This window comes from Enterobacter sp. 120016 (assembly GCF_018383635.1).
Lineage (GTDB): Bacteria > Pseudomonadota > Gammaproteobacteria > Enterobacterales > Enterobacteriaceae > Enterobacter > Enterobacter asburiae_D.
Map to the genome: position 1 here is coordinate 169383 of NZ_JAHAWC010000004.1, position 24891 is coordinate 194273.

A 24891-nucleotide genomic window follows, 5' to 3' on the forward strand; every position below is an offset into this window, starting at 1 on the left:
CTCGCCTTTATCCGTTTTTAAGCGGTTACTTATTCAGTTCCGCCAGGCTCAGCCAGGTTTGCACCACGGTGTCCGGGTTCAGGGACAGGCTATCAATCCCCTCTTCCATCAGCCATGCGGCAAAATCCTCATGGTCGGACGGACCCTGACCACAAATCCCGACGTATTTACCCTGCTTCTTCGCCGCGCGGATGGACATGGAGAGCAGCGCTTTCACCGCCTCGTTGCGCTCGTCGAACAGTTCGGAAACCACGCCGGAGTCGCGGTCCAGACCCAGTGTCAGCTGCGTCATGTCGTTCGAGCCGATAGAGAAGCCGTCGAAGTGCTCGAGGAACTGCTCGGCCAGCAGGGCGTTGGACGGGATTTCACACATCATGATGATCTTCAGCCCGTTCTCGCCGCGCTTCAGACCCTGACGCGCCAGCTCGTCCACCACGGCTTTCGCCTGATCCACGGTACGCACGAACGGGATCATGATTTCGACGTTGGTCAGCCCCATCTCGTTGCGCACGCGTTTCACCGCCTCACACTCCAGCGCGAAGCAGTCGCGGAAGCTGTCGGACACATAGCGTCCGGCCCCGCGGAAGCCCAGCATCGGGTTCTCTTCTTCCGGCTCGTAGCGCTCGCCGCCGACCAGGTTGGCGTATTCGTTAGACTTAAAGTCAGACAGACGCACGATCACGCGTTTCGGATAGAAGGCGGCGCCCAGCGTCGCGATCCCTTCGGTCAGACGGCCGACGTAGAACTCTTTCGGTGAGTCGTAGCCTTTCATCATCTCGCGGATTTCGTTCTGCAGCTTCGGATCCTGATCGTCAAACTCCAGCAGCGCGCGCGGGTGAACGCCGATCATACGGTTGATGATAAATTCCAGACGCGCCAGGCCAACGCCTTCGTTCGGCAGGCAGGCGAAGTCAAACGCGCGATCCGGGTTGCCGACGTTCATCATGATCTTCAGCGGCAGGTCCGGCATGGTATCTACGCTGGAGCTCTTCACGCTGAAGTCGAGAATATCGGCGTAGACGTAGCCGGTATCGCCTTCGGCACAGGAGACGGTCACGTTCTGCCCGTCCTTCATGCGCTCGGTGGCGTCGCCGCAGCCGACAACCGCAGGAATACCCAGCTCGCGGGCAATGATCGCCGCGTGACAGGTACGACCGCCGCGGTTAGTGACGATAGCCGCCGCTTTCTTCATGATCGGTTCCCAGTCCGGGTCGGTCATGTCGGTTACCAGCACGTCGCCTGGCTCAATACGGTTCATTTCGCTGATGTCGTGGATCACTTTGACCGGACCGGCACCGATACGGTGACCGATGGCACGGCCTTCCGCCACGATTTTGCCCTGTGCGTGCAGCGTATAACGCTCCATCACCTGACCGCGAGAGCGGACGGTTTCCGGACGCGCCTGAACGATAAACAGCTTGCCGGTGTTACCGTCTTTCGCCCATTCGATATCCATCGGACGGCCGTAGTGTTTTTCGATCTGCACCGCCTGCTTCGCCAGTTCCTGCACTTCGGCGTCGGTCAGGGAGAAGCGGTCGCGCTGCTCCTGCGGTACATCTTCAATTTTAACCTGCTTGCCATGCTCCTGGGTCGGGGCATAGATCATGCGGATTTTTTTCGAGCCCATGGTGCGGCGCACCACCGACGGACGGCCAGCGGCCAGCGTAGGCTTGTGGACGTAGAATTCGTCAGGGTTTACCGCGCCCTGCACCACCATCTCACCCAGACCCCACGCGGAGGTGATAAACACCACCTGGTCGAAGCCGGATTCGGTATCAATGGAGAACATCACGCCGGATGAGCCCACGTCCGAGCGCACCATGCGCTGCACGCCAGCGGAGAGCGCCACGCCGCGATGGTCGTAGCCCTGGTGCACGCGATAGGAGATGGCGCGGTCGTTGAACAGGGAAGCAAACACGTGCTTCACCGCCACCAGCACCGCATCGTAACCCTGGACGTTCAGGAAGGTTTCCTGCTGCCCGGCAAACGAGGCGTCCGGCATATCTTCTGCGGTTGCAGAGGAACGCACGGCAAAGGAGGCCTGCGCATCGTCAGCAGAGAGCTGGTTGTACGCGTCGTGAATGGCTTTTTCCAGTTCAGGCTGGAAAGGTGTGTCGATGATCCACTGGCGGATCTGCGCCCCGGCTTTGGCAAGCTCGGTAACGTCATCAATATCCGTTTTATCCAGCAGGTCGTAAATGCGCTGGTTAACACCGCTCTGGTCTAAAAACAGGTTAAAGGCATCGGCGGTGGTGGCAAACCCGTTCGGTACGGAAACACCCATACCCGACAGATTTGTAATCATTTCACCCAGGGAGGCATTTTTGCCCCCAACTCTGTCTACATCATTCATGCCGAGTTGGTTATACCAAAGCACCAGCGGTGACGAGCCATTGTTGGACATCGAAACAATCCTTTTGTGATATTTGATCGGAGTAAGTAACACCTGACTACGTATTTATACTGGCATATTTATTAGCGCTAAAAAAACGGTGAATCGTGTAAGCAATTTAAAATTTCGACTTTTCGGATACTTTCCCACCAGGCATTAACCCGATGATTCCTATATATTCAGCCAGAAACCCCAAAAATAAAGTCGCTATTTGAAAAATGAAATCCGCTTTTCAGGAAAATCAAAAACACCGTTTCATTTATAATTAAGACAAGTTCTTTGCTGTGTAATTTACTTTTTTAATTTATGCTTTCAGGCAATTAGGTCTGATATTCAGGGTGAATAAAATGGATAGTGCTGTCGATCGCCACGTTTTTTATATTTCTGATGGTACGGCGATCACCGCCGAGGTCCTGGGCCACGCGGTGATGTCGCAGTTTCCCGTTTCGATTAACAGCATCACGCTGCCGTTTGTCGAAAACGAAAGCCGCGCCAAAGCGGTGAAGGACCAGATTGACGCCATCTACCAGCAGACCGGCGTCCGCCCGCTGGTGTTCTACTCTATCGTGATCCCCGAGATTCGCGCCATCATTCTGCAAAGTGAAGGCTTCTGCCAGGATATCGTGCAGGCGCTGGTGGCTCCGCTCCAGAGCGAGCTTAAGCTCGACCCGACCCCTATCGCCCACCGTACCCACGGGCTTAACCCCGGCAACCTGATTAAGTACGACGCACGTATCGCCGCCATTGACTACACCCTTGCCCACGACGACGGTATCTCCCTGCGTAATCTCGACCAGGCGCAGGTGATCCTGCTTGGCGTGTCGCGCTGCGGAAAAACCCCCACCAGCCTCTATCTGGCGATGCAGTTTGGCATTCGCGCCGCAAACTACCCGTTTATCGCTGATGACATGGATAACCTCGTCCTGCCCGCCGCCCTTAAGCCGCTGCAGCACAAGCTGTTCGGCCTGACGATCAACCCGGAACGTCTTGCGGCCATCCGCGAAGAGCGCCGCGAGAACAGCCGCTACGCCTCCATGCGCCAGTGCCGGATGGAGGTTTCCGAAGTGGAAGCGCTGTACCGCAAAAACCAGATCCCGTGGCTGAACAGCACCAACTATTCGGTTGAAGAAATTGCCACCAAAATCCTCGACATCATGGGGCTTAATCGTCGCATGTACTAATATGCTAGTACATTAGCTCAGATTCAGGTATCATCATCTGCAACCACGGGGCGGTGTCGCCCCGAACTTGAAATCAGCAGGGATTGGTTTAAGGTGATGCCCATCACTTCCCGGTAGTCTGCCGATGAAGCAAAAATTTTCTGAGACATTCCATGAATAAAACCGATGAACTCCGCACTGCGCGCATTGACAGCCTGGTCACGCCGGCTGAACTGGCACAGCGGCACCCTGTTTCCGCCGCCGTCGCGGAACACGTGACGGCTTCCCGTCGCCGCATTGAAAAAATCCTGAATGGTGAAGACAAACGTCTTCTGGTGGTGATTGGGCCTTGCTCCATCCACGATCTGGATGCCGCGATGGATTATGCACAACGGCTTCAGGGACTGCGGGATAAGTACCAGCATCGCCTTGAGATCGTGATGCGTACCTACTTTGAAAAACCGCGCACCGTGGTGGGCTGGAAGGGACTGATTTCCGACCCTGACCTCAACGGCAGCTATCGCGTTAACCACGGTATCGAGCTGGCGCGGAAGCTGCTTTTACAGGTCAACGAGCTGGGCGTTCCGACGGCGACCGAGTTTCTCGATATGGTGACCGGGCAGTTTATCGCCGACCTTATCAGCTGGGGCGCGATTGGCGCGCGCACTACCGAAAGCCAGATCCACCGTGAGATGGCCTCCGCCCTCTCCTGTCCGGTCGGCTTTAAAAACGGGACCGATGGCAACACCCGTATCGCGGTGGATGCCATCCGCGCCGCCCGTGCCAGCCACATGTTCCTGTCGCCGGATAAGAGCGGTCACATGACCATCTACCAGACCAGCGGTAACCCTTACGGCCATATCATTATGCGCGGCGGGAAGAAACCCAATTACCATGCAGAAGATATTGCGGCGGCCTGTGAAACGCTGGCCGAGTTCGACCTGCCGGAACATCTGGTGGTGGATTTCAGCCACGGCAACTGCCAGAAGCAGCATCGCCGCCAGCTGGACGTCTGCGATGAGATCTGCCAGCAGATCCGCAGCGGTTCCACCGCCGTGGCAGGGATTATGGCAGAGAGCTTTATCAAGGAAGGCACGCAGAAAATCGTTGCCGGACAGCAGATGGTCTACGGCCAGTCGATCACCGACCCGTGCCTGAGCTGGGAAGACAGCGAACTGCTGCTGGAGAAGCTGGCTTCAGCCGTGGACACGCGCTTTTAAAATTCTGCCGGGTGGCGCTGCGCTTACCCGGCCTACGGTTCGTGTCCTTCTCCCTCTCCCTGTGGGAGAGGGTCGGGGTGAGGGCATCAGACCGCACCTCACCCCCAAATTTGATCCCCTCACCCTTTTTTCACAAAAACGCTTGCCGTCAATTTGCAGTTTATTGATAATGATTATCATTGTTACATTGATTGCTATTTATAAACATTATGTCACGTACGGATAACAGCGCGGCAACGCCAGCAAAAACACACACAGCGCCAGCCCCCGCCGAGCGTCGGATTGACAGCAAAACCCTCCTCGGCGATGAGGGACGGGTCATTATCGAGCATGACGGACAGCGCTATCTTCTGCGCCAGACCCATGCCGGAAAACTGATCCTCACAAAATAAACAACACCTAAAAATACGCCAGCCACCCAGGTGATACCCAGGCAGCCAGCGCTTTTCACTTCTTATGGAGAGTTGCTATGCCACACCTGCCTTCCGCATCTTTACGTCCGTCACTTCTGGCGCTGGCGATTACCAGCATCCTGTCGGGCGTCGCGTTCGCCGCCACAGACGACATTACCGTCACCGCCACGGGCAACGCCCGCAGCGCCTTTGAAGCGCCCATGATGGTGAGCGTGATTGACGCCAGCGCGCCGGAGAAACAGACCGCCAGCTCTGCGGCCGACCTGCTGCGTAACGTCCCCGGCCTGACGCTGGACGGCACCGGGCGCACCAACGGGCAGGACGTTAACCTGCGCGGCTATGACCGTCGCGGCGTGCTGGTGCTGGTTGACGGCGTGCGCCAGGGAACCGATACCGGCCACCTGAACAGCACCTTCCTCGACCCTGCGCTAATCAAACGTATCGAAGTGGTCCGCGGCCCGTCGGCCCTGCTGTACGGAAGCGGCGCCCTGGGCGGCGTGATCTCTTATGACACCGCCGATGCCAGCGATCTGCTCGAACCGGGTAAAAACAGCGGCTACCGCGTGTTTGGAACGGGCGCGACGGGCGATCATAGCCTCGGGATGGGGGCCAGCGCCTACGGCCGCACCGATACGCTGGACGGTCTGGTCTCCTGGTCCAGCCGGGATCGCGGTGATATCCGCCAGAGCGACGGTGCAACCGCGCCTAACGACGAATCCATCAACAACATGCTGGCGAAAGGCAGCTGGAAAATCGACCCGGCCCAGACCCTGAGCGGCTCCCTGCGCTACTACAACAACGCCGCTCAGGAGCCGAAAAACCCGCAAACCACCAGGGCGGACAGCAGTAACCCGATGACCGACCGCTCTACCATCCAGCGTGATGCGCAGGTTGGCTACCACATTGCACCGGAAGGGTACGACTGGCTGGACGCCGACGCGAAGGTCTACTGGTCCGAAGCGCGCATTAACGCCCAGAACGTCGACGGCAGCGGTGAGTTTCGCAAGCAGACCACCAAAGGCGGCAAGGTGGAAAACCGCACCCGACTGTTCAGCGACACCTTTGCTGCACACCTTCTGACCTACGGCGGGGAGTACTATCGTCAGGAGCAGCATCCGGGCGGGGCAACCACCGGCTTCCCGGACGCGAAAATCGACTTCAGCTCCGGCTGGCTGCAGGATGAGATCACCCTGCGCGATCTGCCTGTTACCCTGCTGGGCGGCACGCGCTATGACAACTACCGCGGCAGCAGCGACGGCTACAACGATGTGGATGCCGACAAGTGGTCATCCCGCGCCGGGTTAACCGTCAGCCCAACCGACTGGCTGATGCTGTTTGGCTCTTACGCGCAGGCCTTCCGCGCGCCGACCATGGGTGAAATGTATAACGACGCCAAACACTTCTCCATTGGCCGCTTCTACACCAACTACTGGGTGCCAAACCCGAACCTGCGTCCGGAAACCAACGAAACGCAGGAGTTTGGTTTTGGCCTGCGCTTTGACGATCTGATGCTTGCCAACGATGCGCTGGAGTTTAAAGCCAGCTATTTCGATACCAAAGCCAAAGACTATATCTCCACCACCGTCGATTTTGCCGCCGCGACCACCATGTCGTACAACGTCCCGAACGCCAAAATCTGGGGTTGGGACATGATGGCAAAATACTCTGCCGACCTCTTCAGCCTCGACCTGGCCTATAACCGCACGCGCGGGAAAGACACCGATACGGGCGAGTACATCTCCAGCATTAACCCGGACACCGTCACCAGCAAGCTGGATATCCCTGTGGCGCAAAGCGGGTTCTCCGTCGGCTGGATCGGTACTTTTGTCGATCGCTCAACGCATATCAGCAGTAGCTACAGCAAGCAGCCGGGCTATGCGGTCAACGATTTCTACGTGAGCTACAAAGGCCAGGAACGGCTCAAAGGCGTGACCACCACGCTGGTGCTGGGCAACGCCTTCGACAAAGCCTACTGGTCACCTCAGGGCATTCCGCAGGACGGTCGTAACGGCAAGATTTTCGTAAGCTATCAGTGGTAATTCCCTTCGGGGCAACTATTCAGAAGGAAGAGACAATGAATCACTACACGCGCTGGCTTGAGCTAAAAGAAGCCAATCCGGGTAAGTACGCGCGCGACGTCGCAGGGTTAATGAACATCAGCGAAGCGGAGCTGACCTTTGCCCGCGTGGGTCACGACGCCTGGCGACTGCGCGGTGAAATCCGCGAGATCCTGGGCGCGCTGGAGGCGGTGGGCGAAACCAAATGTATCTGCCGCAACGAATACGCCGTTCACGAACAGGTGGGGAACTTCACCAACCAGCACCTGAACGGCCACGCAGGGCTGGTGCTGAACCCGCGCGCGCTGGATCTGCGCCTGTTCCTCAACCAGTGGGCGAGCGCGTTTCACATCAGCGAAACCACCGCCCGCGGCGAGCGGCAGAGCATTCAGTTCTTCGACCACCAGGGCGATGCCCTGCTGAAGGTCTACGCCACGGACAACACCGACGTTTCCGCCTGGGGCGACGTGCTGACCCGCTTTATCTTTGCCGACAACCCGCCGCTGGCGTTGAGGATGGCCGATGCCCCGGCTCACGCTGAAAACGCGGATGCCGCGCTGGTGGACAAAGAGTGGCGCGCCATGACCGACGTTCATCAGTTCTTCAGCCTGCTCAAGCGCCATAACCTCAGCCGCCAGCAGGCGTTTCGCCTGGTGGATGACGATCTGGCCTGCCGGGTAGAAAACACCGCGCTGGCGCAGCTCCTGGAGACGGCGTGCCGGGACGGTAACGAAATCATGGTCTTCGTGGGCAACCGCGGCTGCGTGCAGATCTTCACCGGGGCGGTGGAAAAGCTGGTGCCGATGAAAGGCTGGCTGAACGTCTTTAACCCAACCTTTACCCTGCATCTGCTTGAAGGATCCATTGCGGAAACGTGGGTCACGCGCAAGCCGACGGCTGACGGGCACGTCACCAGCCTGGAGCTGTTTGCCGCCGACGGGACGCAAATCGCCCAGCTGTACGGTCAGCGCACGGAAGGCGAACCGGAGCAGAGCCAGTGGCGCAGCCAGATTGACGCCTTAACGGCCAAAGGGTTGGCCGCATGAAACGGTGGCTTGCCCTGCTCAGCGCCCTGCCCCTGCTGGCGCTTGCTGCGCCGCAGGAGAAAATCGTTACCCTTGGCGGCGACGTCACCGAGATTGTCTACGCTCTCGGCGCGGCGTCCTCGCTGGTGGCCCGCGACAGCACCAGCCAGTGGCCGCAGGCGGCGAAAGACCTGCCTGACGTGGGCTATCTGCGCCAGCTCAATGCGGAAGGGATCTTATCCATGCGCCCTACGCTGGTGCTGGCCAGCGCCCAGGCGCAGCCGTCTCTGGCGCTAAAGCAGGTTGAGCAAAGCCACGTCAGGGTGATCGCTGTTCCTGCCGGTAACGACCTGAACGTCATTGACGAAAAGGTGAGGATCGTCGCTGAAGCGACGCACCGCGAGGCCGAGGGGAAGGTCCTGCGCAGCACGCTGCGCCAGGCGCTGTCGGCGCTTCCCGCGTCACCGCTCAATAAGCGGGTGCTGTTTATTCTCAACCACGGCGGGATGACCGCCATGGCCGCCGGGCAACAGACCGGCGCGGATGCGGCCATTCGTGCGGCGGGGCTGCAGAACGCGATGCAGGGGTTCACCCGCTATCAGCCGCTGTCGCAGGAAGGCACGATCGCCAGCCGACCCGATCTGGTGGTGATTTCTCAGGACGGTCTCAACGCCCTGGGCGGTGAAGCGAATCTGTGGACGCTGCCCGGCCTGGCGCAAACCCCGGCGGGACGGAATAAGCAGGTGCTGGCGATTGACGATATGGCGCTGCTGGGCTTCAGCGTGCGAACGCCGGAAGCCATCCAGCAGCTGCGTGCCAAAGCGGAACAGCTGCCCTGATGTCCCGGCGGATAACCTTATCGTTATGGATGCTGACCGCGATCCTGACCATCATGACGCTCGCAGCGACCGGGGTTGGGGCATTACGCCTGCCGGTCAGCCTGCTGTGGAACGGCAGCGACGAGGCGCTGCGTCAAATCTGGCTGACGATCCGCCTGCCTCGCGTGCTGCTGGCGCTGGCGATCGGCGGTTCACTGGCGCTGGCGGGCTGCGTGATGCAGGGGCTGTTTCGAAATCCGCTGGCGGACCCGGGACTGCTCGGCATCAGCAGCGGCGCGGCGCTCGCCGTTGCGCTGTGGGTAGTACTTCCGCTCTCGCTGCCTGCCCTGGTGATGCTGTACGCCCCGATGCTGGCGGCGTTTCTCGGCGCGCTGGCCGCCACCTTCGTGATTTTCCTGCTCAGCCGACAGCGTGACGCCACCCTGTCGCGCCTGCTGCTGGTGGGAATTGCCATCAACGCCCTGTGCGGCGCGGCCGTCGGGGTGCTGTCATGGCTCAGCAATGATGCCCAGCTTCGCCAGCTTTCGCTCTGGGGAATGGGCAGCCTCGGCCAGGCGCAGTGGTCAACCCTGCTGGCCGTCGCGTCGCTGATGGTCCCCACCGCGCTGGCTATCTGGCGTCTGGCAGGCGCCCTCAACCTGCTGCAGCTGGGCGACGAAGAGGCGCATTACCTCGGCGTGGAGGTTGCCGCCGTGCAGCGGATCCTGCTGCTGTGCAGTGCCCTGCTGGTGGCCGCCGCCGTTGCGGTCAGCGGCGTGATCGGCTTCGTCGGCCTGGTGGTGCCGCACCTGGTGCGCATGTGGCTGGGAGCCGACCACCGGGCCGTGCTCCCCGGCTCGGTGCTGGCCGGCGCGCTGCTCCTGCTGGTTGCCGATACGCTGGCGCGCAGCGTGGTCGCCCCGGCGGAAATGCCGGTCGGCTTACTGACCAGCCTTCTCGGCGCGCCGTGGTTTCTGTGGCTTATCTTTCGTCGCGGAGGTGCGCATGGCTGAACGCTACTGTGCAGAAAACCTTGTCTTTCGCGCCGGACAACGCACGCTGATTAACGACGTGTCGCTGACCTTATCTCAGGGCGAGCTGGTGGCGCTGATTGGCCCCAACGGCGCCGGGAAATCAACGCTGTTGCGGCTGCTGACCGGCTACCTTAAACCTGCGGGCGGACGGTGCAGCCTGGCAGGCACACCGCTTGCGGCCTGGCAGCCGGACAGGCTCTCCCGCTACCGGGCGGTAATGCGCCAGAACACGCAGCTCGGATTTGACTGGCCGGTTGAGGCGGTCGTCGGTATGGGGCGAGCGCCCTGGACCCGCACGCCTGAAGCGTCGGTTATTGAGGAGGTCATGGCCGTCACCGGCTGTTTACCGCTGGCGGGCAGGCGGTTTGCCGCACTCTCCGGCGGCGAGCAGCAGCGCATCCAGCTCGCCCGCGCGCTGGCTCAGCTCTGGTGCGACGGCGCGCCGCGCGGCTGGCTGTTCCTTGATGAACCCACGTCTGCGCTGGATCTCTATCACCAGCAGCATCTGCTGCGCCTGCTGAAGTCCCTGACCCGTCGGGGGCATCTGCACGTTTGCGCGGTACTGCACGACCTTAATCTGGCGGCGCTGTGGGCGGACCGCATCCTGCTGCTGCATGGCGGCACAATCGTGTCCCAGGGAGCACCGGAAACCGTTTTACAGGCCGACGCGCTGGCGCGCTGGTACGGCGCGCAGGTGATCGTCGGCAGGCATCCGGCTCACGCCGCGCCTCAGGTGTTTCTCGCCCCCTGATCGGGCTGGTAAAAATCTTTCAGGGTTTCCAGCAGGGCATGCGCCGCCTTAGAGAGCTGCGTGTGCCCTGGATGGATCGCTCCGATACACTTTTCAATGGGCGGGCTGTCCAGCGGAATACAGACCGCGCCCAGCGACGCCATCTGCGTCTCGCACAGCGCCGGGACGGCGCTGCCGCCGAGGCCACTCGCAACCATTCTCCCGACCGTCACCAGCTGATGACTTTCCAGCGCGACGTCCAGCTTTCTGCCGCTTCGCGCCAGCTCCTCTTCCATCATCAGACGCACCGCAGAGGGGCGCTGCAGGGTGATGAAATCCAGCGTCAGCAGCTCTTCCCAGGTCAGGCGCTTTTTGCCCGCCAGCGAGGAATCTTTCGGCACAATGGCAACAAACCTGTCGAGGCCCAGCGGGGTAAACAGCAGGTTGTGCGTCGGCGCGGGCTCAAAGGCGATGCCCATCTCGACCCGCCCTTCCCGCACCATCTCGATCACCTGCTCGTTAATAACGTCATGCACGGTGACGTTGACCCCGGCATGACGATCGCGAAATGCCTTTAGCACCTCGGGCAGGACATTCGCGGCAAACGACGGCATGGCGGCGACCGAGATTTTACCGCGCTGCAGGGTAAAGCACTGGTGCATCGCCTCTTCGACGTTATCCCAGTCGGCAAGCAGCTGGCGCGCCATGGGCAAAAACGTCTCACCCTCCTGCGTCAGCGCGACCTTGCGCGTGCTCCGCTGCAGCAGCGGTCCGCCGAGCGTGTCCTCCAGCGCTTTAATGGTCAGGCTCAGGGCCGGCTGGGAAAGATTCAGCCGTTCGCTGGCGTGCGCGAAATTCAGAGTGTGAGCTACCGCTAAAAACGCGCGTAACTGTTTGACACTCATTCTCATTTTTCATCCTGTTAACTAATTGAAAAAAATTAGTTAACAGGAAATTAATAAAAAAACCAAATGAGTGGGTCACAAATTCAAAATTAACAAATGAGTCCACGCCCCTAATGATACCGGCACGGTTAACGGGAGGGATGACTATGGCGGGACTGGATAAGCGCGTCGGCAGCTATGCGCAGGCGCTGGATGGGCTGACGGACGGGATGACCTTGCTGGCGGGCGGCTTTGGCCTGTGCGGTATTCCGGAGAACCTGATTGCAGAGGTAAGACGCCGTCAGGTGAAAGACCTGACGGTGGTATCAAACAACTGCGGCGTGGACGGTTTCGGTCTCGGGCTACTGCTCGAAACGCGTCAGGTTCGCAAAGTGGTGGCCTCTTACGTCGGCGAGAACGCGCTGTTCGAGCGGCAGGTGCTGAGCGGCGAACTGGAGATTGAACTCACGCCTCAGGGCACGCTGGCGGAAAAGGTGCGCGCGGGCGGCGCGGGTATTCCGGCATTTTACACGGCCACCGGCTACGGCACCCCCGTGGCTGTCGGCAAAGACGTGCGCCAGTTTGCGGGGAAGCACTACATCCTTGAAGAGGCCATTACCGGTGATTTTGCGCTCATTAAGGGCTGGAAAGCGGACTGGTACGGCAACGTTGTCTATCGGCATACCGCGCAAAATTTTAATCCGCTGATGGCAACGGCGGGCCGGATAACGGTCGTCGAGGTGGAAGAGATCGTTCCCCCGGGCGAGCTGCCCCCGTCGGCCATTCATACCCCGGGAATTTACGTCGACAGGCTGATTGTCGGCCAGTTTGAAAAACGCATTGAACAGCGCACGCTGCGCGCGCAAGGAGTGTGACGATGTTAACCCGTGAACAGATGGCCATGCGCGTCGCCCGCGAGCTGCGCGACGGTTACTACGTCAACCTGGGGATCGGCATCCCTACTCTGGTAGCGAACTACATTCCGGACGGGATGGACGTGATGCTCCAGTCGGAAAACGGACTGCTGGGGATGGGGGCTTTTCCTGACGAGCAGAGCCTTGACGCCGACATGATCAACGCCGGTAAACAGACCGTGACCGCGCGCACCGGCGCGGCCATTTTCGACTCGGCCCAGTCGTTTGCCATGATCCGCGGCGGTCATGTCGACCTGACCGTGCTGGGCGCGTTTGAAGTGGACGTCGAGGGCAATATTGCCTCGTGGATGATCCCCGGAAAGATGGTGAAGGGCATGGGTGGCGCGATGGATCTTGTCGCCGGGGCGCAGAACATCATTGTGGTGATGACCCACGCCTCGAAAAGCGGTGAGTCAAAGCTGCTGCCGCGCTGCACGCTGCCACTCACGGGCGCGGGCTGCATCCGTCGGGTCTTAACCGACCTCGCGTTGCTTGAGATCGAGAACGGCGCGTTCATCCTGCGCGAATACGCCCCCGGCGTCAGCATCGACGAAATTGCGGCTAAGACGGCCGGGAAAATGACCGTGGCGGACGACGTTCGCGAGATGCGCTTCAACTGAGGACTCACGATGAAAGAGGTCATGATTGTCGGGGCAACGCGAACCCCCATTGGCAGTTTTCGCGGATCGCTATCGTCCCTTTCGGCGGTTGAGCTGGGGGCCGCCGCGGTGCGGCATCTGCTGGAGAACAGCGGTCTTAGCGCAGAACAGGTAGATGAACTGATTTTCGGACAGGTGCTGACGGCCGGGTGCGGACAAAACCCTGCGCGCCAGACGGCCATCACCGCCGGATTGCCCGTCAGCACACCGGCGACAACGGTCAACCTGGTGTGCGGCGCGGGCTTAAAAGCGGTGCAGCTCGCCGCGCAGGCGATCCGCTGCGGCGACGCGGATGTGGTGCTCGCTGGCGGTCAGGAGAGCATGAGCAGCGCCCCCTATCTGCTGGACGGCGCGCGTTCAGGGCTGCGTTTTGGCCATACGGGCCTGCAGGACAGCATGATTACCGACGGTCTGTGGGACGCGTTCAACGATTACCACATGGGGATCACCGCTGAAAACGTCGCCCGTGAGAATGACATTTCCCGCGCGCAGCAGGACGCCTTTGCCGCCCGGTCGCAGCACAAAGCGGCCTCCGCCATCGAGGCGGGTCGCTTTGACGCCGAGATAGCGCCGGTGACGGTGCAGCAGGGTAAAAAACCGCCGCTTATCGTCAGCCGTGACGAACAGCCCCGGCCAGGCACCACCGCTGAGCAGCTGGCGCAGCTGCGCCCCGCCTTTTTGCAGGAGGAAGGCACGGTCACGGCCGGAAATGCGTCAACGCTCAACGACGGTGCCGCTGCGGTGCTGCTGATGAGCGGCGAAAAAGCGCGGGAGAGCGGTTTGCCCATTCTCGGTCGTATCGTGAGCTACGCCGTGACGGGCGTTGACCCGTCGGTGATGGGTATCGGACCGGTCAGCGCCTGCCGGACGGCGCTGTCGCGGGCGGGCTGGACGCTGGATGACGTGGATCTCATTGAAGCCAATGAGGCCTTTGCCGCCCAGGCGCTGGCGGTGGGCAAGCAGCTCGGCTGGGATGAACGCAAGGTGAACGTTAACGGCGGCGCTATCGCCCTGGGTCATCCGATTGGCGCCTCCGGCTGCCGCATCCTCGTGACGCTGCTGTACGAAATGCAGCGCCGTGACGTTAAAAAAGGGCTCGTCACCCTGTGCGTAGGCGGCGGGCAAGGCATCGCTCTCACCGTCGAGCGTTAAGCATCTCGTTGGTACCCGAATAATAATTAAAGTGAGGAGTCGTAATGAGTGTGTTAATTGCCCTGGCGGCGCTGGCGCTGCTGATGCTGGCGGCCTATCGCGGATACAGCGTTATTTTGTTTGCGCCGATTGCGGCGCTCGGCGCCGTGCTGCTGACCGATCCGGGTGCCGTCGGCCCGACGTTTACCGGCCTGTTTATGGAAAAGATGGTGGGCTTCGTCAAGCTCTACTTCCCGGTGTTCCTGCTGGGGGCCGTTTTTGGCAAGCTGATTGAGCTTTCCGGTTTCTCACGCTCCATCGTCGCCGCCGCGATTCAGATCCTCGGTCGTCGCCACGCCATTCCCGTGATTGTCCTGGTGTGCGCGCTGTTAACCTACGGCGGCGTGTCGCTGTTCGTGGTGGCGTTTGCGGTTTACCCTTTCGCCGCGGAGCTGTTCCGCCAGAGCGGCATCCCCAAGCGGCTGATCCCGGCCACCGTGGCGCTGGGTGCATTCTCGTTTACCATGGACGCCCTGCCCGGCACGCCGCAGATCCAGAATATCATCCCCACCAGTTTCTTTGGTACGAACGCCTGGGCCGCGCCGTGGCTGGGGCTTATCGGCTCTCTGTTTATTATCGTCTTTGGCCTGCTCTGGCTGGAGCGCCAGCGTCGTAAGGCGTTCAATAACAACGAAGGTTACGGCACGGATCTGAAAAATGAGCCCGAAACGCCGGATAACATTAACCTTCCGCATCCGCTGATTGCTATCTCCCCGCTGCTGGTGGTGGGCATACTGAACCTGCTGTTTACCCGCTGGATCCCCGGCTGGTACGGCACGACCCACGAGCTTACTCTGCCAGGCCTGGCGAAACCGATTGTGACCGAGGTGGGCAAGATCACCGCCATCTGGGCCGTGGAAGCGGCGCTGATCTCCGGTATTGTGCTGGTGCTAATTTTTGGCTTTCGCAATATCCGGGGGCGTCTGGCTGAAGGCAGCCGGACCGCGGTGAGCGGCGCCATTCTGGCGGCGATGAATACCGCCTCGGAATACGGTTTTGGCGCGGTTATCGCCGCCCTGCCCGGGTTTCTGGTGTTATCCAAAGCGCTGGCGGCCATCCCCAATCCGCTGCTGAATGAAGCCATCAGCGTGACGGTGCTTGCGGGGATCACCGGCTCGGCGTCCGGGGGGATGAGTATTGCGCTCGCCGCCATGTCCGACTCGTTTGTCGCCGCCGCCCACGCCGCCAATATCCCGCTTGAGGTGCTGCACCGCGTGGCCTCAATGGCGAGCGGCGGGATGGATACGCTGCCCCATAACGGCGCGGTGATTACCCTGCTGGCGATTACCGGCCTGAGCCATCGCCAGGCCTACGGCGGCATTTTCGCGATCACCATCATTAAAAGTCTGGCAGTGCTTTTTGTCATTGCCGTGTTCTATCTGACCGGCATTGTGTAAGGAGAGAAAGATGAATCTGAACGGTAAGACCGCGCTGGTGACGGGCTCGACCAGCGGCATTGGGCTTGGGATCGCCCGCGTGCTGGCGAAGGCCGGGGCACAGCTGATCCTCAACGGTTTCGGCGACAGCGAATCAGCAAGAGTTGAGATTGCGCAACTGGGCAAAACGCCGGGCTATCACGATGCAGACCTGCGTGACGTGCTGCAAATTGAAGCCATGATGCGCTACGCCGAATCGCAGTTTGGCGGCGTGGACATTCTTGTCAACAACGCCGGGATACAGCATGTCGCCCCGGTTGACGCGTTTCCGGTGGAGAAATGGAACGACATTATCGCCATTAATCTCTCCTCGGTATTTCACACCAGCCGACTGGCGCTGCCCGCCATGCGCGAGAAAAACTGGGGGCGCATCATCAATATCGCCTCGGTTCACGGACTGGTCGCGTCAAAAGAGAAGTCAGCCTACGTGGCCGCCAAGCATGGCGTAGTGGGCTTTACGAAATCGCTGGCGCTGGAAACCGCCCGCACCGGTGTTACCGCCAATACCATCTGCCCAGGCTGGGTACTGACGCCGCTGGTGCAACAGCAAATTGATAAGCGTATCGCTGAGGGCGTGCCGCCGGAGCAGGCGCGCGATCTGCTCCTGGCAGAGAAACAGCCTTCGGGCGAGTTTGTCACCCCTGAGCAGCTGGGTGAACTGGCGCTGTTTTTGTGCAGCGACAGCGCCGTGAACGTTCGCGGCGCCGCGTGGAATATGGATGGGGGATGGGTTGCGCAGTGATTTCCAGGCCGGGTGAAGCGACGCCGCCACCCGGCAAACAGGGTTAGCTTGAGCAGCTGACCTCCAGCCGCTTGCCCCAGTCAGGCGGGCGGCTGACGTAATCATCATCCCGGTCGGCAAACGGCGCGCGTAGCGCCAGATGCAAGCGGTGTAGCTCGTCGTATTCGCCCTGCTCTGCCTGCTCAATCGCCCGCTGCGCCAGCCAGTTGCGCAACACCATTGCGGGATTCGTCGCGTTCATCTGCGTCTGTCTGACAGCGTCATCCACCTGCTCCTGCTGCAGCCGCGTGCGGTACTGCGCAAACCAGTCGTCAAACGCCTGCCTGTCGATAAACTCGTCGCGCAGCGGGGAGGCCGTGCTGTGCTGCTCCGTCTGGCCCAGCATCCGGAAGGTACGGGTATAATCGCTGCCCTCGCGCGCCATCAGGGCAAACAGGCCATTGAGGATGTCGTTATCGCCCTTCTCCTGCGTCATCAGCCCCAGCTTGTTGCGCATCAGCGTGCCATATTCCCGCAGCAAAATGTCCTGGTAGCTGTCGAGCGCATCGTTGAGGGCATCAACGTCAATAAACGGCGACAGGGTTTGCGCAAGCCGCTGCAGGTTCCACAGGCCAACCGCCGGCTGATTGTCAAAGCTGTAGCGTCCCTGATAGTCAGAGTGGTTGCAGATATAGCCAGGCTGGTAATCGTCCAGGAAACCAAAAGGACCGTAATCAAAGGTCAGCCCAAGAATCGACATGTTGTCCGTATTCATCACACCATGGGCAAAGCCTACCGTTTGCCAGCGGGCAATCAGGGCTGCGGTTCGGGCAACCACATCCCTGAACCAGAGAACGTATTTATCCGCCTCGTCCTGCAGATGCGACCAGTGGTGACGAATGGTAAAGTCAGCCAGCTGGCGAACCTTGTCCGGCTCGCGGCGATAGTAAAAGTGCTCAAAATGACCGAAGCGCAGATGGCTTTGCGCGATGCGCATCAGCATTGCCCCCTTTTCTACCGTTTCGCGCACTATCGGCGTATCGCTGGTGACAATCGACAGCGCGCGGGTAGTGGGAATACCCAGGGCGTGCATCGCTTCAGACGCCAGGCTCTCGCGGATAGTTGAACGCAGCACCGCGCGCCCGTCGCCCATTCGCGACCAGGGAGTAAGGCCTGCGCCTTTCAGGTGCCAGTCAACCGTCTCCCCGTTGGGAAGCCGTTGTTCACCGAGCAGGATCCCCCTGCCGTCGCCCAGTTGCCCCGCCCAGACGCCAAACTGATGTCCGCTATAGACCTGAGCCAGAGGTTGCATACCGGCGAGAAGCGTTTCACCACCCCAGACGCCTGCACCCTCTGAACGCTGAAAGAGCTCAGGCGGAATGGCCAGCTCTTCTGCCAGCAAATCGTTATGCCAGATAAGGCGTGAATTTTGTAACGGTGTCGGTTTGAGTGCGGTGTAAAAGCCAGGCAACTCGTCATGCCAGTGAGCAGTAAAAGACAGGGTCATAGGTCCTCCTGCTTTTAGTGTAGAGGGTTTACCCGGACTTAAACACGGGCGAAAGCAAGGGTTATCGCTGCTGAACCAGCGTAGTGACGTGTTCTGCAGAGACGGCTGGCCAGAGTGCCCCCTGCATTGCGCCAAAATTGAAGGATAAAACGCGTTGCAACAGGCCGTGGTCGTCAATGCCCGAGACGATCACTGACTGGCAGTGCGGCGTGATTTGCCAGAGGATGGCGCGCATAAAAGGCTCAAAAGAGAGCTCCGGAGCACGCTGCTGAATGAAGCCTTTATCAAGGATGACCCGTTTAAATAATCCATCATAGACCGCTTTGAGCGATGCGGCGCCTGCGCCAAAGTTTGCCAGGACCAACGGGAAATGGATTGCCATTCTCGCCAGCTGCAGATCGTCCTTTCCGTTATTTAAACCTGGATAGTTCTCATTAACAGTAAACTCAAGAAACGGATAACGCTCAAGGATTGAAACAGCGTTTCCATTACTTAATAAAAACTCAACTATTGCAGGTGTAATATTGATCCATGCAATTAACTGATGCTGAATAAAAAACAGTTTACAGGTATCAAGCAATTGCAGTTTTTCGTTAAACAGCGCTAACTCTTCAGCCGCTGAAAGCCGAGGGATAACAAGCTCAGTGGGGATCCGCACATCGCTGCCGACGCCAGTAAAGTTAACCAGAATTTCTAAACCTTTAAGCTCACCAGCACTATTACGAGCAGGTAAAAGCAGCAGTTCAGACTGGTAAGCATTATCTAGCGTAATAATCATTGCACTCGCCCCGCATTAAAGATGAGAGAGGACATCCTGGAGCAATTGCCGACACAATTCCACTGTCTTGATTTTAATAAGATTAACTTCATTAGTTCCGTATTAATTTTCAGATTTATCCCTGAATCTAAAATAATTTTATCCTGGTTGCAGAATAATAGCCAGTTTTAGATAAAACAGACACATGCAGGATTCACTAATTTTAGGCAAATTTAACTTTAAGCATCTTATTTGAGAAAAACGGCATGATTTATTACTGACCATGCCGTCATAAGAGAAGTATCCGACAAAGACTATATACGTCGTGCCTGCCAGAAATTTTTACGCCAGTAAACATTATCAAGAGAAGAGCGCATCACGCCGCGGCTGGTCGAGGCGTGAATGAACTGATTGTCTGTATCATATATTCCCACATGAAGACCGCTTTCACCCGATCCGGTTTTGAAGAAAACCAGGTCGCCGGGCAGAAGATCGTCTTTATCAATTTCAGTGCCAATTTCTGCCTGTTTGCGCGTTTCGCGCGGAAGCTGTAAATCAAACTTATCGCGAAACGTCATCAGCACGAAGCCGGAGCAATCCACGCCGCCGCGGCTCATGCCGCCGTAGCGATAAGGCGTGCCGCGCCAGTTGCTCAGCTGATCGTTAAGGCTGGCAATGACGGTGATCGAATCTGAAAGCCGTGGGTTAGGCGGCGGCGCACGATGGCTACTGCATCCTGCAAGAAAGAGTGTGGCCATCAGGAGAAACCAGAATCGCATTTTCAGACGAATCCTCTGCTTTTTTTGTTCTTTTCGTAATTTAGCGTGCAATTGTGCTAAGAGGCAAGGAACGGTTACGCCTGCCCGGTAGAAATCAGCATCTTATGTCCCTCTATATCCAGCCTGCGGAACGACATGTTGTACGCGCGGGCAAGATGAGGCGGCGTAAGAACCCTATCCCGCGCACCGCTGGCGATCATCTTTCCCTTCGACAGCAGCCACACCCGGTGGGCATGACGCAGGGTGTGGTTGAGGTCATGGCTGCTCATCACCACGGCGATACCTTTTCGGCTCAGGGCGCTTAGCAGCGTATCCAGTGCCGCCTGCTGCGCCACGTCCAGACCGCTCATGGGCTCATCGAGAAGCAGCATCCGCCCGTGAGGATTGCCTGCCGGGTGGATCTGAAGGATGACGGCCGCCAGGCGCACCCGCTGCCACTCTCCGCCGGAAAGCTGGCTGGCGTGCCGGGACAGTTTATCTTCCAGCCCCAGAGCCGCGGCCACGTCCGTCAGCAGTGACGTTTGTTGTTTGTCGTGCAAATGCAGCATCAGATAGTGCCAGACCGGCATCGCAAAGGGCGGCATCTGCTGCTGCACAAGGTAGCTGCGCCGATGCGCCAGCGAGACCGGCGACCAGTCGGCGAGCGTATGCTCCAGCAGCGTTATCTGCCCTTCTCCGTCGGTCATGCCTGCCATCCGTGCCAGCAGTGTGCTCTTCCCCGCACCGTTTGGCCCGACAAGATGCAGGATTTCGCCCGCATTGACGGTACCGGTTATCGGCTCCAGACGTCCCCTCTCGGCAACGTCCGTGAGCTGCATCAGCAACGACATTATTTCGCCAGCGCCAGCTTGATCGATTCCATGACGATCGGATCCTCGGGGGTCATATCCGGCGAAAAGCGCTGAACCACCTGGCCGTCGCGACCAATCAGGAATTTTTCAAAATTCCACAGAATATCGTCCGGGTAAAGCGGCGCGCGGCCTTTGCTGGCCATGCGTTCATAAAAACCGCTTCCTTCCGGCGCAACGGCCTTCGGCGCGGCAGCGATCAGCTTCGCATACAGCGGATGGCGGTCTTCACCGTTGACATCGATTTTGCTGAACATCGGGAACGTCACGCCATAGGTGGTGCTGCAGAAGGTTTTAATCTCCTCTTCGCTGCCCGGCTCCTGGCCGAGGAACTGGTTGCACGGGAAGCCCAGCACGGTGAAGCCGTCTTTCTCCCAGGCTTTTTGAATGTTTTCCAGCTGCTCGTACTGCGGCGTCAGGCCACATTTGGATGCCACGTTGACGATAAGCAACACGTTGTCTTTGTAGCCTTCCAGCGTGGTTTTCTCGCCGTCAATGGTGGTCACTTCGGTATTCAGGATATCAGTCTGCATAGCATTCCCTCAGGTTGTCTTACGACTTGTTGATTTAACGTCCAGCTTTTAATAGTAGCCAGATAAATACCGGCGCGCCCAGCGTGGCGGTCACCACGCCAATCGGCAGCTCTGCGGCCGTCAGGGCAAGCCGGGCGATGATATCGGCCACCAGCAGCGTGACGGCCCCGGCAACCGCCGAGGCCGGAAGCAGAGTCCTATGGTCCGTGAGGCCACACAGACGCAGCATGTGTGGAATAACCAGCCCGATAAAACCGATCGCGCCCGCCAGAGCCACGCTGACGCCGACCAGCCAGCCAATGACGATCACCAGCACATTACGCCAGAACCCAATCGGCATGCCGAGCTGGCGGGCAGAGGTTTCACCCAGCGCGAGCATATTCAGCGGCTGCGCCTGCAGGGCAGCCCACACGATGACCGGTACCAGCAGCGCCATCAGCCAGCCCTGGTGCCAGTCAACGCCCCCAAAGCCGCCCATCATCCAGTACATCAGCTGACGCAGGTCAAAGGATGTTGAGAAGTAGACCGCCCAGGTCATCAACGCGCTGCAGATGATCCCCAGCGCCACGCCGGCAAGCAGCAGACGGCTGGTCGATAAGTGCCGTCTGGCGAAGCGAAGAAGGATTGCTGTGATCAGTAATGCGCCGAGAATAGCGCTCAGGCTAATACTCCATCCGGAGAGTTCTCCCCCGCCCAGCATCACCGCCGCAATCAGACCCACGCCTGCACCGTTCGACACGCCGAGCAGCCCGGGCTCCGCCAGCGGGTTATCAAACAACGCCTGCATAATGGTGCCGCACAGCGCCAGCGCGGCCCCCACCAGAACCACCGCGACGGTGCGCGGCAGGCGAATTTGCCAGACGAAGAGCTGCCCGTCCGGCCCCCACCAGCTTTCAGGCCCTATCCATCGGTCTCCGGCGCAGAGGCTCACGGCCGCGGCGACAATGAGCAACAGCACCAGCAAAAGCAGGCGACGCTTATCGGAACGGTGCTGGCGGTGGGCATAATCAAGCATGGGTACGGTTTTAGTAGCGTGAGATGTAATTGATTTTACGGCGGGTTTGCCGGAGAGCGCAAAGAAAAAAGGCCGCGTGGGCGGCCTTTTTAGTTAGTTCATATTACTCTGCTTTGGGCGTTGCGTTTTCGACACGGCTTTTTAACTTCTGGCCGGGTCTGAAGGTCACCACGCGGCGGGCTGTAATGGGAATATCTTCCCCCGTCTTCGGGTTACGGCCCGGACGTTGGTTTTTGTCTCGCAAATCAAAATTGCCAAAACCGGAGAGTTTTACCTGCTCACCATTTTCCAGAGCACGACGGATCTCTTCGAAAAACAGCTCTACCAGCTCTTTGGCATCCCGTTTGCTAAGCCCAAGCTTATCAAACAGATATTCTGACATTTCAGCTTTTGTAAGCGCCATAGGTTCAATCCCTCAATGATGCCTGGAATCGCTCTTTTAATGCCTCTACACATTTGGCGACGGTAGCGGCAATCTCCTCTTCTTCGAGTGTACGGCTGGTATCCTGAAGGATAAGGCTAATAGCGAGGCTCTTGAAACCTTCTGCTACGCCCTTGCCGCGGTACACGTCAAATAAGTTTACGCCAACTACCTGATTTACGCCAACTTTCTTACATTCGGCCAAAATATCTGCTGCGGGCACATTTTCCGCGACCACAACCGCGATATCACGGCGGTTTGCCGGGAAGCGGGAGACGTCCTGAGCCTGAGGAATAACGCGGTCAGCCACCGGGTTCCATTCCAGCTCGAACACGATGGTACGGCCATTCAGGTCCAGCTTGCGCTCCAGCTCAGGGTGAACAACCCCAATAAAACCAACGCGTTTGCCGTCTAAATAGATGGCTGCGCTTTGGCCCGGATGCAGAGCCGGGATGGCTTCTGCGCGGAATTCAATTTCAGATAATTTACCGGTCAGATCCAGAATCGCTTCCAGATCGCCCTTCATATCGTAGAAATCAACCGTGCCTTTTGCCAGGTCCCAGTGCTCTTCATAGCGGTTGCCGCTGATGGCGCCAGCCAGCATGAGATCCTGACGGATGCCTAAATTTGCCTGATTATCCGGTACAAAGCGCAAACCGCTTTCGAAAATTCGCACGCGGTTTTGCTGACGATTCTGGTTATAAACGACAGTGCCCAGCAGGCCCGTCCACAGAGACAGACGCATCGCGGACATTTCGCTGGAGATTGGGCTTGGCAGGATCAGCGCCTCCTGGCCCGGGTGGATCAGCTGCTGCAGCTTTGGATCCACAAAGCTGTAGGTGATCACTTCCTGGTAGCCTTTGTCGTTCAGCATGGTTTTCACACGCTTCAGGGACAGGTCGGCTTCACGGTGGGAGCCCATCACCAGACCTGCCTGCACAGGCTCGTCAGGGATGTTGTTGTAGCCGTAAACGCGGGCCACTTCTTCCACCAGATCTTCTTCAATTTCCATGTCGAAACGCCATGATGGCGCAACGGCTTTCCACTCGTCCTGGCCTTCGGTCACTTCACAGCCCAGACGCGTCAGGATGTCGGTCACCTGCGCATCGGCAACGTGATGACCAATCAGGCGATCCAGCTTGCTGCGGCGCAGGGTGATGGTGGCACGCTTCGGCAGGGTCGCTTCGTTGGTGACGTCGATAACCGGGCCCGCTTCACCGCCGCAGATGTCGATCAGCAGGCGGGTCGCGCGTTCCATCGCTTTGTACTGCAGCGCCGGGTCAACGCCGCGCTCGTAGCGGTGGGAGGCATCGGTATGCAGACCGTGACGGCGTGCGCGACCGGTGATGGAGAGCGGGCTGAAGAACGCGCATTCCAGCAGGACGTTTTGCGTCTCGTCGTTCACGCCTGAGTGCTCGCCCCCGAAGATACCGCCCATTGCCAGCGCTTTGCTGTGGTCAGCAATCACCAGGGTGTCGGCGTTCAGTTTCGCTTCGCTGCCGTCCAGCAGAACCAGGGTTTCGCCCTCTTTCGCCATGCGCACAACGATGCCGCCGTCGATACGATCTTTATCGAACGCGTGCATCGGCTGGCCCAGCTCCAGCAGAACGTAGTTGGTCACGTCTACCACGGCGTCGATAGAGCGGATACCGCAGCGGCGCAGCTTCTCCTTCATCCACAGCGGGGTTGGCGCTTTCACGTTGATGCCTTTCACCACGCGACCGAGGTAGCGCGGGCAAGCATCCGCAGCGTCAACCTGAATAGGCAGCACGTCGCTGATGGTCGCTTCAACCGGCGCAATGTCCGGCGCGTTCAGTTCGGTCTGGTTCAGCACGGCCACGTCGCGCGCCACGCCGATGATACCTAAGCAGTCGGCACGGTTTGGCGTGACGCTGATTTCGATGGTGTTGTCATCAAGCTTCAGGTATTCACGGATATCGGTGCCGACTGGCGCATCCAGCGGCAGCTCAATGATGCCGTTGTGGTCGTCGGAAATACCCAGCTCGGAGAAGGAGCACAGCATGCCTTCAGACGGCTCGCCGCGCAGCTTAGCCGCTTTAATTTTGAAATCGCCCGGCAGCACTGCACCGACGGTCGCCACGGCCACCTTCAGGCCCTGACGGCAGTTTGGCGCACCGCAGACGATATCCAGCAGACGGTCACCGCCCACGTTCACTTTTGTCACGCGCAGTTTGTCAGCGTTAGGGTGCTGGCCGCACTCTACCACTTCGCCGACGACCACGCCGTTGAAGGCACCGGAAACCGGCTCAACGCCGTCCACTTCCAGACCCGCCATGGTGATCTGGTTAGAAAGCGCGTCGCTGTCCAGCGTGGTGTTCACCCACTCGCGTAACCACAGTTCACTGAATTTCATTGT

The 24891-nt window shown here is 59.1% G+C and carries 23 protein-coding genes; 13 read left to right on the forward strand and 10 right to left on the reverse strand.

What is annotated here, in order from left to right; all coding sequences use genetic code 11:
* Positions 1-25 precede the first annotated feature (25 nt).
* Positions 26-2404: a phosphoenolpyruvate synthase gene (gene ppsA / locus KIF87_RS08820; protein ID WP_193939896.1), complete on the reverse strand. Its 2379-nt coding sequence runs from the start codon at positions 2402-2404 to the stop codon at positions 26-28.
* Positions 2405-2739: 335 nt separating this feature from the next.
* Between ppsA and ppsR the strand changes: the two genes are divergently transcribed.
* From ppsR to KIF87_RS08860, 8 genes are all read left to right on the forward strand, one after another.
* On the forward strand, positions 2740-3573 hold the full coding sequence (gene ppsR / locus KIF87_RS08825; protein ID WP_063142920.1) for a posphoenolpyruvate synthetase regulatory kinase/phosphorylase PpsR: 834 nt from the start codon (positions 2740-2742) through the stop codon (positions 3571-3573).
* A 152-nt stretch (positions 3574-3725) separates the two neighbouring features.
* A complete protein-coding gene (gene aroH / locus KIF87_RS08830) occupies positions 3726-4772 on the forward strand; it encodes a 3-deoxy-7-phosphoheptulonate synthase AroH (protein ID WP_213328518.1) in 1047 nt (348 codons plus the stop codon).
* A 209-nt stretch (positions 4773-4981) separates the two neighbouring features.
* Positions 4982-5164, forward strand: coding sequence for a hemin uptake protein HemP (gene hemP / locus KIF87_RS08835; protein WP_032638304.1), 183 nt, complete (start codon positions 4982-4984; stop codon positions 5162-5164).
* 77 nt (positions 5165-5241) lie between these two features.
* Entirely contained in the window at positions 5242-7224 is a 1983-nt protein-coding gene (locus tag KIF87_RS08840) for a TonB-dependent hemoglobin/transferrin/lactoferrin family receptor (RefSeq protein WP_213328519.1), read from the forward strand.
* A gap of 35 nt (positions 7225-7259) precedes the next feature.
* Positions 7260-8288: a hemin-degrading factor gene (chuS, locus tag KIF87_RS08845; protein WP_213328520.1), complete on the forward strand. Its 1029-nt coding sequence runs from the start codon at positions 7260-7262 to the stop codon at positions 8286-8288.
* Positions 8285-9106 carry a heme/hemin ABC transporter substrate-binding protein gene (locus KIF87_RS08850; protein ID WP_213328521.1) on the forward strand — a complete coding sequence of 274 codons (822 nt, stop codon included), beginning with the start codon at positions 8285-8287 and terminating at the stop codon, positions 9104-9106. The genes chuS and KIF87_RS08850 overlap by 4 nt, the downstream gene beginning before the upstream one ends.
* Complete coding sequence (locus tag KIF87_RS08855) at positions 9106-10098, forward strand: FecCD family ABC transporter permease (protein ID WP_213328522.1); 993 nt, start codon at positions 9106-9108, stop codon at positions 10096-10098. Before KIF87_RS08850 ends, KIF87_RS08855 begins: the two co-directional genes overlap by 1 nt.
* On the forward strand, positions 10091-10870 hold the full coding sequence (locus tag KIF87_RS08860; protein WP_213328523.1) for a heme ABC transporter ATP-binding protein: 780 nt from the start codon (positions 10091-10093) through the stop codon (positions 10868-10870). Before KIF87_RS08855 ends, KIF87_RS08860 begins: the two co-directional genes overlap by 8 nt.
* Here KIF87_RS08860 and KIF87_RS08865 read toward each other — a convergent pair.
* Positions 10849-11760 carry a LysR family transcriptional regulator gene (locus KIF87_RS08865; protein ID WP_159513941.1) on the reverse strand — a complete coding sequence of 304 codons (912 nt, stop codon included), beginning with the start codon at positions 11758-11760 and terminating at the stop codon, positions 10849-10851. The two genes, KIF87_RS08860 and KIF87_RS08865, sit on opposite strands and share 22 nt — an antisense overlap.
* A 140-nt stretch (positions 11761-11900) precedes the next feature.
* Here KIF87_RS08865 and KIF87_RS08870 point away from each other — a divergent pair, with 140 nt between their 5' ends.
* Genes KIF87_RS08870 through KIF87_RS08890 form a run of 5 tightly spaced genes read left to right on the forward strand, consistent with a single transcriptional unit; the run spans position 11901 to position 16675 of the window.
* On the forward strand, positions 11901-12608 hold the full coding sequence (locus KIF87_RS08870; protein ID WP_213328524.1) for a CoA transferase subunit A: 708 nt from the start codon (positions 11901-11903) through the stop codon (positions 12606-12608).
* 2 nt (positions 12609-12610) lie between these two features.
* Positions 12611-13267, forward strand: a complete 657-nt coding sequence (locus KIF87_RS08875; RefSeq protein WP_213328525.1) for a CoA transferase subunit B — start codon at positions 12611-12613, stop codon at positions 13265-13267.
* A gap of 9 nt (positions 13268-13276) precedes the next feature.
* A complete protein-coding gene (locus tag KIF87_RS08880; protein WP_213328526.1) occupies positions 13277-14458 on the forward strand; it encodes an acetyl-CoA C-acetyltransferase in 1182 nt (393 codons plus the stop codon).
* Between the two features lie 44 nt (positions 14459-14502).
* The gene (locus KIF87_RS08885) at positions 14503-15894 is read left to right on the forward strand and encodes a GntP family permease (RefSeq protein ID WP_063142909.1); all 1392 of its coding nucleotides are present in this window, start codon (positions 14503-14505) and stop codon (positions 15892-15894) included.
* 10 nt (positions 15895-15904) lie between these two features.
* Positions 15905-16675 (forward strand): 3-hydroxybutyrate dehydrogenase, encoded by a 771-nt coding sequence (locus KIF87_RS08890; protein ID WP_213328527.1) that lies wholly within the window; start codon positions 15905-15907, stop codon positions 16673-16675.
* Positions 16676-16718: 43 nt separating this feature from the next.
* On the opposite strand, the gene selO is transcribed toward KIF87_RS08890, so the two are convergent.
* From selO to pheT, 8 genes are all read right to left on the reverse strand, one after another.
* Positions 16719-18161, reverse strand: coding sequence for a protein adenylyltransferase SelO (gene selO, locus KIF87_RS08895; protein WP_213328528.1), 1443 nt, complete (start codon positions 18159-18161; stop codon positions 16719-16721).
* 61 nt (positions 18162-18222) lie between these two features.
* Entirely contained in the window at positions 18223-18939 is a 717-nt protein-coding gene (locus KIF87_RS08900; RefSeq protein WP_023335378.1) for an EAL domain-containing protein, read from the reverse strand.
* Between the two features lie 293 nt (positions 18940-19232).
* Positions 19233-19697 carry a C40 family peptidase gene (locus tag KIF87_RS08905; protein ID WP_023335377.1) on the reverse strand — a complete coding sequence of 155 codons (465 nt, stop codon included), beginning with the start codon at positions 19695-19697 and terminating at the stop codon, positions 19233-19235.
* A gap of 74 nt (positions 19698-19771) precedes the next feature.
* Entirely contained in the window at positions 19772-20527 is a 756-nt protein-coding gene (gene btuD / locus KIF87_RS08910) for a vitamin B12 ABC transporter ATP-binding protein BtuD (RefSeq protein ID WP_213328529.1), read from the reverse strand.
* Positions 20527-21078, reverse strand: coding sequence for a glutathione peroxidase (locus KIF87_RS08915; protein WP_213328530.1), 552 nt, complete (start codon positions 21076-21078; stop codon positions 20527-20529). Before KIF87_RS08915 ends, btuD begins: the two co-directional genes overlap by 1 nt.
* A 34-nt stretch (positions 21079-21112) precedes the next feature.
* Positions 21113-22093 carry a vitamin B12 ABC transporter permease BtuC gene (gene btuC / locus KIF87_RS08920; protein WP_032650944.1) on the reverse strand — a complete coding sequence of 327 codons (981 nt, stop codon included), beginning with the start codon at positions 22091-22093 and terminating at the stop codon, positions 21113-21115.
* Between the two features lie 103 nt (positions 22094-22196).
* Positions 22197-22496: an integration host factor subunit alpha gene (ihfA, locus tag KIF87_RS08925; protein WP_003857805.1), complete on the reverse strand. Its 300-nt coding sequence runs from the start codon at positions 22494-22496 to the stop codon at positions 22197-22199.
* Positions 22497-22500: 4 nt separating this feature from the next.
* On the reverse strand, positions 22501-24888 hold the full coding sequence (gene pheT, locus KIF87_RS08930; RefSeq protein ID WP_213328531.1) for a phenylalanine--tRNA ligase subunit beta: 2388 nt from the start codon (positions 24886-24888) through the stop codon (positions 22501-22503).
* Positions 24889-24891 lie beyond the last annotated feature (3 nt).

Bases quoted from the DNA above. Each gene is read 5' to 3' on its own strand.
- ihfA (WP_003857805.1), bottom strand. From the start codon at position 22,496: ATGGCGCTTACAAAAGCTGAAATGTCAGAATATCTGTTTGATAAGCTT.
- pheT (WP_213328531.1), bottom strand. From the start codon at position 24,888: ATGAAATTCAGTGAACTGTGGTTACGCGAGTGGGTGAACACCACGCTG.
- aroH (WP_213328518.1), top strand. From the start codon at position 3,726: ATGAATAAAACCGATGAACTCCGCACTGCGCGCATTGACAGCCTGGTC.
- KIF87_RS08860 (WP_213328523.1), top strand. From the start codon at position 10,091: ATGGCTGAACGCTACTGTGCAGAAAACCTTGTCTTTCGCGCCGGACAA.
- KIF87_RS08855 (WP_213328522.1), top strand. From the start codon at position 9,106: ATGTCCCGGCGGATAACCTTATCGTTATGGATGCTGACCGCGATCCTG.
- KIF87_RS08840 (WP_213328519.1), top strand. From the start codon at position 5,242: ATGCCACACCTGCCTTCCGCATCTTTACGTCCGTCACTTCTGGCGCTG.
- KIF87_RS08875 (WP_213328525.1), top strand. From the start codon at position 12,611: ATGTTAACCCGTGAACAGATGGCCATGCGCGTCGCCCGCGAGCTGCGC.
- KIF87_RS08900 (WP_023335378.1), bottom strand. From the start codon at position 18,939: ATGATTATTACGCTAGATAATGCTTACCAGTCTGAACTGCTGCTTTTA.
- btuC (WP_032650944.1), bottom strand. From the start codon at position 22,093: ATGCTTGATTATGCCCACCGCCAGCACCGTTCCGATAAGCGTCGCCTG.
- selO (WP_213328528.1), bottom strand. From the start codon at position 18,161: ATGACCCTGTCTTTTACTGCTCACTGGCATGACGAGTTGCCTGGCTTT.
- KIF87_RS08905 (WP_023335377.1), bottom strand. From the start codon at position 19,697: ATGCGATTCTGGTTTCTCCTGATGGCCACACTCTTTCTTGCAGGATGC.
- KIF87_RS08880 (WP_213328526.1), top strand. From the start codon at position 13,277: ATGAAAGAGGTCATGATTGTCGGGGCAACGCGAACCCCCATTGGCAGT.
- hemP (WP_032638304.1), top strand. From the start codon at position 4,982: ATGTCACGTACGGATAACAGCGCGGCAACGCCAGCAAAAACACACACA.
- ppsR (WP_063142920.1), top strand. From the start codon at position 2,740: ATGGATAGTGCTGTCGATCGCCACGTTTTTTATATTTCTGATGGTACG.
- ppsA (WP_193939896.1), bottom strand. From the start codon at position 2,404: ATGTCCAACAATGGCTCGTCACCGCTGGTGCTTTGGTATAACCAACTC.
- KIF87_RS08865 (WP_159513941.1), bottom strand. From the start codon at position 11,760: ATGAGAATGAGTGTCAAACAGTTACGCGCGTTTTTAGCGGTAGCTCAC.
- KIF87_RS08870 (WP_213328524.1), top strand. From the start codon at position 11,901: ATGGCGGGACTGGATAAGCGCGTCGGCAGCTATGCGCAGGCGCTGGAT.
- btuD (WP_213328529.1), bottom strand. From the start codon at position 20,527: ATGTCGTTGCTGATGCAGCTCACGGACGTTGCCGAGAGGGGACGTCTG.
- KIF87_RS08915 (WP_213328530.1), bottom strand. From the start codon at position 21,078: ATGCAGACTGATATCCTGAATACCGAAGTGACCACCATTGACGGCGAG.
- chuS (WP_213328520.1), top strand. From the start codon at position 7,260: ATGAATCACTACACGCGCTGGCTTGAGCTAAAAGAAGCCAATCCGGGT.
- KIF87_RS08850 (WP_213328521.1), top strand. From the start codon at position 8,285: ATGAAACGGTGGCTTGCCCTGCTCAGCGCCCTGCCCCTGCTGGCGCTT.
- KIF87_RS08885 (WP_063142909.1), top strand. From the start codon at position 14,503: ATGAGTGTGTTAATTGCCCTGGCGGCGCTGGCGCTGCTGATGCTGGCG.
- KIF87_RS08890 (WP_213328527.1), top strand. From the start codon at position 15,905: ATGAATCTGAACGGTAAGACCGCGCTGGTGACGGGCTCGACCAGCGGC.